Source organism: Patulibacter sp. NPDC049589 (genome assembly GCF_040675535.1).
In the GTDB taxonomy this organism is placed as follows: domain Bacteria; phylum Actinomycetota; class Thermoleophilia; order Solirubrobacterales; family Solirubrobacteraceae; genus Patulibacter.
The window spans coordinates 21,680-31,684 of the sequence record NZ_JBFAPC010000061.1; the positions used below are offsets into that span (position 1 = coordinate 21,680).

The 10,005-nt window shown below is 74.4% G+C and carries 9 protein-coding genes; 3 read left to right on the forward strand and 6 right to left on the reverse strand.

All coding sequences use genetic code 11. From position 1 onward, the window contains the following. Positions 1–11: 11 nt before the first annotated feature. Positions 12–1,079, reverse strand: a complete 1,068-nt coding sequence (locus AB0L40_RS13305; RefSeq protein WP_364354850.1) for a sigma-70 family RNA polymerase sigma factor — start codon at positions 1,077–1,079, stop codon at positions 12–14. 61 nt (positions 1,080–1,140) lie between these two features. Next, a complete protein-coding gene (locus AB0L40_RS13310; protein ID WP_364354853.1) occupies positions 1,141–1,560 on the reverse strand; it encodes a PaaI family thioesterase in 420 nt (139 codons plus the stop codon). A 166-nt stretch (positions 1,561–1,726) separates the two neighbouring features. Between AB0L40_RS13310 and AB0L40_RS13315 the strand changes: the two genes are divergently transcribed. Beyond that, a complete protein-coding gene (locus tag AB0L40_RS13315; protein WP_364354856.1) occupies positions 1,727–3,250 on the forward strand; it encodes a glucose-6-phosphate dehydrogenase in 1,524 nt (507 codons plus the stop codon). 256 nt (positions 3,251–3,506) lie between these two features. Here AB0L40_RS13315 and AB0L40_RS13320 read toward each other — a convergent pair whose 3' ends face one another. Next, the gene (locus AB0L40_RS13320; protein ID WP_364354859.1) at positions 3,507–4,100 is read right to left on the reverse strand and encodes a TetR/AcrR family transcriptional regulator; all 594 of its coding nucleotides are present in this window, start codon (positions 4,098–4,100) and stop codon (positions 3,507–3,509) included. Between the two features lie 84 nt (positions 4,101–4,184). On the opposite strand from AB0L40_RS13320, the gene AB0L40_RS13325 reads away from it, so the two are divergent. Beyond that, complete coding sequence (locus tag AB0L40_RS13325) at positions 4,185–5,411, forward strand: cytochrome P450 (RefSeq protein WP_364354862.1); 1,227 nt, start codon at positions 4,185–4,187, stop codon at positions 5,409–5,411. A gap of 3 nt (positions 5,412–5,414) precedes the next feature. Here the strand turns inward: AB0L40_RS13325 and AB0L40_RS13330 are convergent, their stop codons facing one another. Beyond that, positions 5,415–6,083 (reverse strand): SDR family NAD(P)-dependent oxidoreductase, encoded by a 669-nt coding sequence (locus tag AB0L40_RS13330; protein ID WP_364354865.1) that lies wholly within the window; start codon positions 6,081–6,083, stop codon positions 5,415–5,417. Between the two features lie 192 nt (positions 6,084–6,275). Here AB0L40_RS13330 and AB0L40_RS13335 point away from each other — a divergent pair, with 192 nt between their 5' ends. Further along, complete coding sequence (locus AB0L40_RS13335; protein ID WP_364354868.1) at positions 6,276–6,755, forward strand: cupin domain-containing protein; 480 nt, start codon at positions 6,276–6,278, stop codon at positions 6,753–6,755. Between the two features lie 125 nt (positions 6,756–6,880). On the opposite strand, the gene AB0L40_RS13340 is transcribed toward AB0L40_RS13335, so the two are convergent. Both AB0L40_RS13340 and AB0L40_RS13345 read right to left on the reverse strand, forming a co-directional pair. Then, positions 6,881–7,546, reverse strand: coding sequence for a hypothetical protein (locus tag AB0L40_RS13340; RefSeq protein WP_364354871.1), 666 nt, complete (start codon positions 7,544–7,546; stop codon positions 6,881–6,883). Positions 7,547–7,700: 154 nt separating this feature from the next. Further along, positions 7,701–9,800 (reverse strand): ATP-dependent DNA helicase RecQ, encoded by a 2,100-nt coding sequence (locus tag AB0L40_RS13345; protein ID WP_364354874.1) that lies wholly within the window; start codon positions 9,798–9,800, stop codon positions 7,701–7,703. Positions 9,801–10,005 lie beyond the last annotated feature (205 nt).

Here is a 10,005-nt window from a genome sequence, read left to right on the forward strand (position 1 = left end):
CTGTCCCGCCCCTACGCCGGCAGCTCCGCGGGCAGCCCGAACGACGGGAACAGCCCCGGGCTGACGAAGCCCATGATCTCGCTGATCCGGTCGCCGTCGAGCGTGATCACCTGCAGGACCGTCGGCAGGTGGGCGCCGCGCTCGACGTCCCAGCTATAGGTGCCGAACGCCGGCTGGCCGTTGGCCCGCGTCGGCAGGACCTTCACGCGGCGGCGGCCCTCCGCGTCGTAGGCGCGGCCGGAGAACGCCCAGTCGCGCAGGAAGATCACGACGTCCTCGCCGCGGTACCAGGTGGGCATCGGCGGCATCGCGAGCGTCGCCTCGTCCGACAGCATCCGGACGATCCCGTCGACGTCGCCCCGCTCCCACGCGGTCACGTAGTCGCCGACCATCCGCTGCAGCTCGCCGTCGCCGAGCGACCGCAGCGTCGCCTGCTGGGTGCGCTCCGGCAGCAGATCGTCGAGCGTCGCCCGCGCGCGCTGCAGCGCGCTGTTGACGGCCGGGACCGTCGTGTCGATCGCCGCGGCGACCTCCTTGGCGGAGAACCCGAGCACCTCGCACTGGATCAGCACGGCGCGCTGCCGGGCGGGCAGGTGCTGGAGCGCGGCGACGAACGCGAGCTCGACGCCCTCGCGCTGCTCGTAGCGGGCGTCCGGCCCGGCGAGCGCGTCCTCGTCGACGTAGCGCTCGTCGGGGTACGGCTCGATCCAGACCGTCTCCGCCAGCGGCGTGCCCGGGCCGGGGACCGCGCTGCCGGCCGGCCCGTGCTCGGCGGGCATCACGCGGTGCTTCTTGCGCCGGGCGATCAGGTCGAGGCACGTGTTCGTGTGCAGCCGGTAGAGCCACGAGCGCAGCGAGCTGCGGCCCTCGAACCGGGCCAGCGACCGCCACGCGCGCAGCAGCGCGTCCTGGTGCGCGTCGTCGGCGTCGTGGATCGACCCGAGCATCCGGTAGCAGTGCGCGTGGAGCTCGCGCCGCAGCGGGTCGACCAGCGCCTGGTACGCCTGCTCGTCCCCGCGCTGGGCGGCCGCGAGGGTCCGGCGCTCCAGGGCGGACGGGGGAACGGGGCCGGGGCTCACGACGAGGATGCTCCCATCACGAGCGGCGCGGCGCCAGAACCGGCGGCGGCCGCGCCGCCGATCAGCCCTCCGGACCCTCGGCCCGCGCCGCGAACATGGTCGCGTTCGCGGACGCCAGCACCACGTCTCCCCGGCGCAGCTCGCCGGTCATGAAGAGCTTGCGGCCCTCGCGGCGGTCCAGGCGGGACTCGACCTCGTAGGCGGCGCCGGACGCCGTCTCGCGGTGGTAGCGGACCGTCAGCTCGCCGGTCGCGCAGCCGCCGACGCACTCGAGCTGGGCCAGCTGTCCGAGCGCCTCGTCCAGCGCGGTCGCCACCGCGCCGCCGTGGACCCGGCCCTGGGCGCCCTCGTGGAAGTGCGTGAACGCCACGGTCGCCCGCAGCCGCCCGGGCCCGACCTCGACCAGCTCGAACCCGATCGACGACGCGTTGTCCGCCCCGCAGCCGAGGCAGTGCGGGTTGTGCTGCGTCAGCGCGGCCATGGTTGCATCGTCCATACGTCTCGAACGCTACCGGCCGCGCGGCGCGGGTCGCGGGCCCGTGGCGACTCCCGTCGGGCGGTCCGACAACGGCCCCGCCGACCCGCGCGGCGCCCGGATCCCCCGTCCCCCGCGTCGTAGCCCGCGCGAACGGGAACATGGGAGGACGATGCCCGACCGGACCGACGCGAAGACCACCCAGCCGCAGCGCCCCGAGAACCGGGTCCTGGTGCTCTTCGGGGCGACCGGCGACCTCGCCAAGCGCAAGCTCTTCCCCGGCTTCTTCCACCTGATGCTCGAGGGGCTGATGCCGGAGGACTTCCGGATCATCGGCTCGGGCCGCCACTCGCCGGGCACCGACGAGGAGTTCCGCGAGCGGATCCACGCCGCGCTGGACGAGTTCGGCCGCAAGGAGCTGACCGACGAGGCGTGGTCGGAGTTCTCGAAGCGGCTGTCGTTCGTCGTGTCCTCCGCCGACGACGGCACCGACCTGGCCGACGCCGTGAAGGCCGCCGAGGAGGAGATCGACGCGAAGGGCAAGCGGCTCGTCTACCTCTCGGTCCCGCCCGCCGCCATGCGCGGCATGGTCGGGATGCTCGGCGAGACCGGGATCGCGAAGGACGCCGCGCTCGTGATCGAGAAGCCGTTCGGCCACGACGTGGAGAGCGCGAAGGAGCTCAACGCCGCGCTGCACGAGACGCTGGCGGAGGACCAGATCTTCCGCATCGACCACTTCCTCGGCAAGGAGGCCGCGCAGAACATCCTCGCGTTCCGCTTCGCCAACGGCCTGTTCGAGCCGATCTGGAACCGCGACCACGTCGCCTACGTCCAGATCGACGTGCCGGAGAAGCTGACGATCGAGGGCCGCGCCGCGTTCTACGAGGGCACCGGCGCGTTCCGTGACATGGTCACGACGCACCTGCTCCAGCTGCTGGGCTTCGTCGCGCTGGAGCCGCCGGTCGCGCTCACCGCCGCCGCGCTGCACGCCGAGCGCACGAAGCTCTTCCAGTCGCTCCGGCCGCTGGACCCCGAGCGCGTGGTGGTCGGCCAGTACGACGGCTACCGCGACGAGGAGGACGTCGCGGGCGACTCCGACGTGGAGACGTTCGTCGCGCTCGAGGCGTGGGTCGACAACTGGCGCTGGACGGGCGTGCCGTTCTTCCTGCGCACCGGCAAGGCGCTGGCCGAGGGCCGTCGCACCGTCACGGTCGGCTTCCGCGAGCCGCCGCTGCGGATGTTCCCGCTGCTGCACAACGGGCCCGGCGGGCAGGGTGGCGAGGACGCCGACGGCTACCCGGGCGGCACCGCCGGCGGTCCGCGGGCGCGCCCGAACGAGATCGTCTTCGAGCTCTCCGAGGAGCCGACCGTCTCGATCGAGGTCCTCGCGAAGGTCCCCGGCCCGACGCTCGAGCTCGGCGGCGCGACCTTCCGCCTCGACGTCGACCAGGACTTCTACGGCGCGCACGGGCTGGAGGCCTACGAGCGCCTGCTGCACGACGTCATGAAGGGCGACCACACGCTCTTCACCCGCGCCGAGGAGATCGAGCGCCTGTGGGAGGTCTGCGCGCCTGCGCTCGACGCGGTCGGCGCCGGCGGCCGCGCACCGCTCCCGTACGAGCAGGGATCCTGGGGCCCGCAGGAGGCGATCGATCTGCCGCACCCGCGCGGGTGGCGCCTGGACGGCACCGCGTGAGCGGGGCGCAGCCCCCGCTGGCGATCGCCCAGCACGGACTGATCGGCGACCTGCGCACCGCCGCGCTCGTCGGCACGGACCACGACCGTCTCCCTCTTCGACAAGTACGGCACGCCCGTCTCGTGGGAGACATGGCAGGACAGCGCGGCCTACAACCTGGACCGCACGACGGGCTAGGGCCCGGGGTCCGCTCGCGCCCGGCGACACCGCGCGGGGTGCGCAGGCGTCGTGCGCCCGCCCCCCCCCGACGGAGCGGTCACACCCCGAGCGCCGCTCCCCACGTCACGCAGAGCGCCTCGATCAGCGCATCCAGGCTCGACGGCGCCGCGCGCAGGTGCTCGACGATCGTGGCCTGGGTGCCCCAGACGAGCATCGAGGCGGTCGCCGCGATGCGGTCCTCGTCCTGGGACACCCCGTCGCGGCGCATGCGGTCGCGGATCAGGTCGGCGAAGCGCTCGTGGACGGCCGACCAGAAGGCGCGGATCTCCTCGTCGTACGTCGACGCCTCGGCGAGCAGGAGGACCGCGCCGCGGTGGTCGACGAAGGTCGTCACCGTCCGCGTCATCGCCTCGCGGAGACTCAGGTCCTCGCGGCCCAGCAGCCAGGCGTCGACGCCCTCCCCCAGCTCGTCCTCGAAGCGGCGGCCGACCGCCGACGCCAGCGCACGCTTGTCCGTGAAGTACGAGTAGAAGGTCGGCCGCGAGAAGCCGGCGCGCTTGGACAGCGCCGCGATCGAGAGCTCGCTGTAGGTCACGCCCTCGGACACCAGGTCCTCGGCGGCCTGCAGGTACGCGGCCTCGCCGCGCTCACGGACGCGGTCCAGGTGGGCGGTCGAACGCGCGAGCGGCATGCCCGCCCCAGGATAGCGACCCGCGACGGACGGTCACGACGCATCGACTTGACACTGAGTCAAGCCAAGGAGTAGCGTCGCCTCATGGCCACGACGGAGACCCGCCTCGACATCGACCTCGGCGACCACGCCCTGTGGACCGACGGTCCGCCGTACGAGCTGTTCGCGCGGCTGCGCGCCGAGCAGCCCGTGCACTGGAGCCCGAACGAGCGCTACCCCGGCGAGGGCGGCTTCTGGTCGCTGACCCGCGCCGCCGACGTCCACGCGGCGACGCGCGACTTCAAGACGTTCTCCTCCGAGCGCCGCGGGATCTTCCTCGTCGACGACTTCGGCCTGCCGCTCGACATGCAGCGGCTGCAGATGATCTCGATGGACCCGCCGCGCCACGACCGGATGAAGCAGCTGGTCGGCAAGGCGTTCACGCCCAAGCGGATCGCGCTGCACGAGGAGGCCGTCCGCACGATCGTCCGCGAGGTCCTCGACCGCTTCGTCGACCGGGACGGGTGCGACCTGGCCGTCGAGGTCGCCCGGCCGATCCCCGCCCGCGTCATCGGGTCGCTGCTCGGCACGCCCGAGGAGGACGACGCCCGTCTCGTCCACTGGACCAACGTGGCGACGGCGTTCGAGGATCCCGAGGTGCGCTCGGGCTGGGACGACACGCAGACGGAGTTCCTGCAGATCGTCGCCTACATCGAGGAGGTCCGCGAGGCCCGCGCCCAGGACCCGGGCACCGACCTGCTGTCCGCCCTGATCACTGCGGAGGTCGACGGCGAGCACCTCGAGCCGTTCGAGATCGCGACGTTCTTCATCCTGCTGCTCGCCGCCGGCAACGACTCGACCCGCGCCACGTACCTGGCGACGATGCGTGCCCTGATCGAGCACCCGGAGCAGCGGCAGGCCCTGATCGACGACCCGTCGCTGATCCCCGCCGCCGTCGAGGAGGGCCTGCGCTGCTTCCCCGCGTTCGGCTTCATGGGCCGTGCCACGACGGAGGAGACGGAGATCGGCGGCGTCACGATCCCGGCCGGCGACCGCGTGCTGCTCTGGTACATCGCGTCCAACCGCGACCCCGAGGTCTTCGACGACCCCGAGGCGTTCGACATCCACCGCGCGGGCCTCGACAAGCACCAGGCGTTCGGCGCCGGCGGCCGGCACTTCTGCCTCGGCGCGTCGCTGGCCCGCATGGAGCTGCGGATCTGGATCGAGGAGACGCTCGCGCGCTTCCCCGACATGGCGCTGGACGGGAAGGGCGAGCGGATGCGCTCGCTCTTCCTCAACCAGTGGAAGTCGATGCCGGTGACGCTGCGCTGATCCTCAGTCCGTGCTGACCTGCACCCGGAAGCGGTCGCGCTTGACGTGCAGGTCCCAGAGGAGGTCGGCGAGGACGCCCGGGTCCTTCTTCGGGTCGCCCTCCTCGATGCGGCCGCCGATGATCAGCTGCGAGACCTGGATGCCCTCCTCGCCGAGGACCTCGTTGAGCAGCTGCGCGTAGGCGGCCTGGCCGGCGAACGCGATGCTCGTGCCGGTGACGTTGCGCCCCGGCTTGACGGCCGAGCCGCCGTTGACGAAGAGGATGGTGCCCTTGCCCTGGTCGCGCAGGAAGCGCATGCCAGGGACGACGGCGTGGACCGCGGCGACGGGCCCGTAGATCGAGAACTCGACCGGGCCGACGAGGTCCTTCGGCGTCGTCTCGAGCACCGGCCGCATGAAGTCCTTCTGCGGCAGCGGGCTGTACTGCAGGACCTCGATCGGGCCGAGCGTCTCGGTCGCCGCCTCGAGCGCCGCGGCGATCGAGTCGGGGTCGCGCACGTCGGCGGCGAAGCCCTTCGCCGTGAGGCCCTCGGAGGACAGGTCGGCGGCGAGGCCGTCGGCGCGCTCCTGGCTGCGGGAGATCAGGGCGATCGAGAGCCCCTCCTTGCCGAAGCGGCGGGCGACGGCCGCCCCGAGTCCGCGTCCGGCACCGATGATCGCGATGGTGGTCATGGGCAACCGTTGCCCGGGGAACGATCGCGGCACACGCCGCAGCGGGGGACGGTTTCCTCCCCCACTGGGACGCCGCGCGCCCGCCCGACCCTCGTCGGCGTGTCGCGTGGGCCGGGCCACCGCGATCGCCGGTCGGGAGCCACCGCCTCGGCGCCCCCGGTCGCCGTCCCCTCCAGAGGCCATCATCGACCGATGCCCCACGTGAACCTCGACCAGGTCGTCCCCGAGCTGGACGACACCGATCCCCCGGGCTACCGCGCGCTGATGGCCCGAGTGGGCGGCGGCCTGGGCGCGAAGCAGACCGGCGCCAGCCTCTACGTGCTGCCGCCGGGGCAGTCGAACTGCCCGTACCACTACGAGTACGGCGAGGAGGAGTGGCTGCTCGTCCTCTCGGGCACGCCGACGATCCGGACGCCGGAGGGCTCCGCCGTCCACGCGCCGATGGACCTCGTGTTCTTCCCGACCGGGCCCGCCGGTGGCCACCGGGTCACGAACGAGACCGACGAGGACGTCCGCGTCCTCATGTGGTCGGAGGTCCACCGCCTCGGCGCCACCGCCTACCCGGACTCGGACAAGGTCGCGGTCCACACCGGCTTCGAGGGCGAGGACCTGAGGGCCCGGCGCTCGTCGGCGGTCGACTACTGGGACGGGGAGACCGGGCCGGACGCCTGAGGCGGACGGCCGGGACGGCTGAGCCCGACGGCGGGGAGGGCCGAACCAGACGGCCGGGCCGCGCGCCGGTGGCCGAGGGATCCCGCTCGGGACCGCCGGCGCGTTCCGCCGGCGACCCCGGGCGCTCAGCCCTTGCGCTTCTTCGCGCACTCCGTGGTGATCCACGGCTCGCGCGTCGGCGCCTTCTTGCCGCTCTGGCTCGTGAACCGCGCGCTGCCCGCGATCCGTCCCGCGCACAGATCGCCGGTCAGGGCGATGATCCCGTGCTTGCCCCCGTCGATGTTGAGCGTGAACGACGTCAGCGGCTGGTCCGGGATCGCCGGGAACGTCGTCACCAGCCGGCCGTGGCTGACGGCGGTCGTCGCCTGCAGGTCGATCGCGACCTGCCCGCGCAGCGCCACCTGGAGCGTCGGCAGGGTCGAGACGACCTTGCCCGCAGCCGTCGTGCGCTGGCCCTTGACGAAGTAGACCGGGCCGCTCAGCGGGCGATCGAGGATCGTCGTGGTCGCCGACGCGGAGCCGACGATCGACGCGGCCGGGCACGTGCCGGCCTTCGCGGCGGCCGCCTCGCAGAGGCCCTTCGCGTTGTCGGCCGCCAGGGCCAGGCGCTTAGGCAGCGCGACCTGGGCCGTCTTCAGCCCGGCCTCGGACTCGAACTGCGTGACCTTCGCCGTCAGCCGCGGGTGCGTGCCCTTGCGGACCTGCGTGCGGTTGCGCAGCGACAGCGCGATCTTCGGCCGGAACGGCAGGTCCTTGCAGCCCGTGATCGCGAGGCCGGCGGTCCGCGTCACCGCGGCGCCGTCCTGCGGGGACAGGGTCCCGACGACCGTCGCGGTGCCGCACGAGGGGCGGCGCGGACGACGCCGGCGGGGCGCGCGGACGACGCGGCGGGGCGCCCCGGGGACTGCCCCGACCACGCCGCCGGGAGGCGCGCGCCGGCGCGGCTCAGCGGCGCAGCAGCTCGAGGAGCGCGTCGCCGTGCTTCGTCAGGAACGACTGGCCGATGCCCTTGATCGCGAGCAGCTCGTCGGGCGTCGACGGCTGGCGGCGGACGACCTCGCGCAGCGTCGCGTCGGTGGCGACGGTGTAGGCCGGCTTGCCGTCTGCGCGCTCGCGGCGCCAGGCCTTCAGCGGCGCCATCTCGTCGTCGGAGACCGGCCGGCCCTCCTCCTCCGCCGGCGCGGAGGACCCCCGCGAGCGCCCCGCCTTGACCGTGATCGGCGGCAGCCAGTCGACGGGGTCGTGGACGTCGCAGCAGCGGCCGAGCGGCGCGCCGTCCTCGGGATCCCCGAAGTGGTCGAGCAGCTGCCGGCGGCGGCAGACGTGGTTGTCGCCCGACGCGTACTTCTCGATCGAGCGGTACGCCTGCCAGCGGCGGTCCTTGGCCTCGCGGCACATCTGGGCGACGCGACCGTGGTCGACGCCGCCGGGGTGGACGCGCACCCGCAGGCGGCCGCCGGGGCCGGGCTCGAGCTCGACGGCCCCGGCGCGCTCGGCGATCGCCAGCGCGATCCGGTCGCGGTCCTGCCCCGGGTCGGCGTCGACGACGCCGTCCCCGCCGGCCTGCGCCCGCAGCCGGCCGACGAGCCCGCCGACCTGCTCGACGGTGACCTCGGCCTCCTGGATGAAGCGGACGAGTCGGCCGAGGTCCGACCGCGACGCCAGCAGCACCGCGCGGCCCAGCGCGCCGTCGCGGCCCGCGCGGCCGGCCTCCTGGTAGTAGGCCTCCAGCGACGACGGCAGCGCCCAGTGCCAGACCGAGCGCACGTCGGCCTTGTCGACGCCCATGCCGAACGCGTTGGTGGCCACGACGACCTCGGCGTCGCCGCGCATGAACGCGTCCTGCCGGCTCGCACGGACGTCCGCCGACATGCCGGCGTGGTACCCGACCGCCGTCACGCCGGTGGCGTTCAGGAGCTCCGTGACCTCCTCGGTGCTCTTCCGGGTGCCGCAGTAGACGACGGCGGGGCGGTTGGCCGGGTCCGACACGCCGGCGACGAGCGTCGCCTTCTTCCGCGCCACCGAGCCCTGGCCGTCGAACGGCAGGACGTCGAAGGAGAGGTTCGGCCGGTCGAAGCCCGAGCGCACGCGGGTGGCCGCCGTCAGCTCGAGCCGCGCGACGATCTCCTCGGCGACCTTCGGCGTCGCCGTCGCGGTGCACGCCATCACCGGCGGGTGGCCGAGCTCGGCGATGACCGACGAGAGCCGCAGGTAGTCGGGCCGGAAGTCGTGGCCCCACTCGCTGACGCAGTGCGCCTCGTCGACGACGAACAGCGCGATCGCCCGCGCGCGGATCGCGGCCCGGAAGACCCCGGACGCGAACCGCTCCGGGGCCGCGAAGCAGACCTTGGCCGTGCCGTCGCGGATCTCGTCCAGCGCCCGGCGGTTGCTCGCCCCGTCGCCGCCGGAGGCCAGCATCACGGCGGGATGCCCGAGGTCCGTCAGCCGCGCGCACTGGTCGCGCATGAGGGCGATCAGCGGCGACACGACGACGGTCAGGTCGTCGCCGGCCAGCGCGGGCAGCTGGTAGCAGAGGCTCTTGCCGCCGCCGGTGGGCATGACGACCAGCGAGTCGCGGCCCTCGAGCGCGGCCTGCACGGCCTCGCGCTGCCCGGGCCGGAAGCTCTCCAGCCCCAGCAGGTGCAGCAGCGAGTCGGGCGAGACGTGGTCCAGCGCCGCGCGCGCGGGTGCGGGACCGGTCGGCGGCGGGATCGTGCCGCCCGACGGGCCGGAGGCGAACGCGTCCTCGTACGCCGGGGCCTCCTCGAATCCGCCCGGATCGTCGAACACCGGGGTGTCGTCGAACGCGCCGGGGTCGTCGAAGACCGGGGCCTCGCCGTACGACCCCGGGTCGAACGCGCCGTCGTCGGTGCTCCGCGAGCCGGCGGCGTCGTCCCCGTCCAGCGAGGCGAGGGAGGCGAGGTACTCCTCCTCGGCCGGCGAGATCGTGCCCTCGTCGGGGGGCGCCGGGCCCGGGGTCGGGGCCGGGGCCGGGGTCGGGGTCGGGGTCGGGGCCGGGGCCGGGGTCGGGGCCGGGCGGTCCACCCGCGGCGGACCCGCGGGGACAGCGGTGGTCGGCGGCGCCGAGGACGCCCGGCCCCGACCTCGGCCCCCGCCCCCCCCCCCCCCCCCCCCCCCCCCCCCCCCCCCCCCCCCCGCCCCCCCCCCCCCCCCCCCCCCCCCCCCCCCCCCCCGCCCCCCCCCCCCCCCCCCCCCCCCCCCCCCCCCCCCCCCCCCCCCCCCCCCCCCC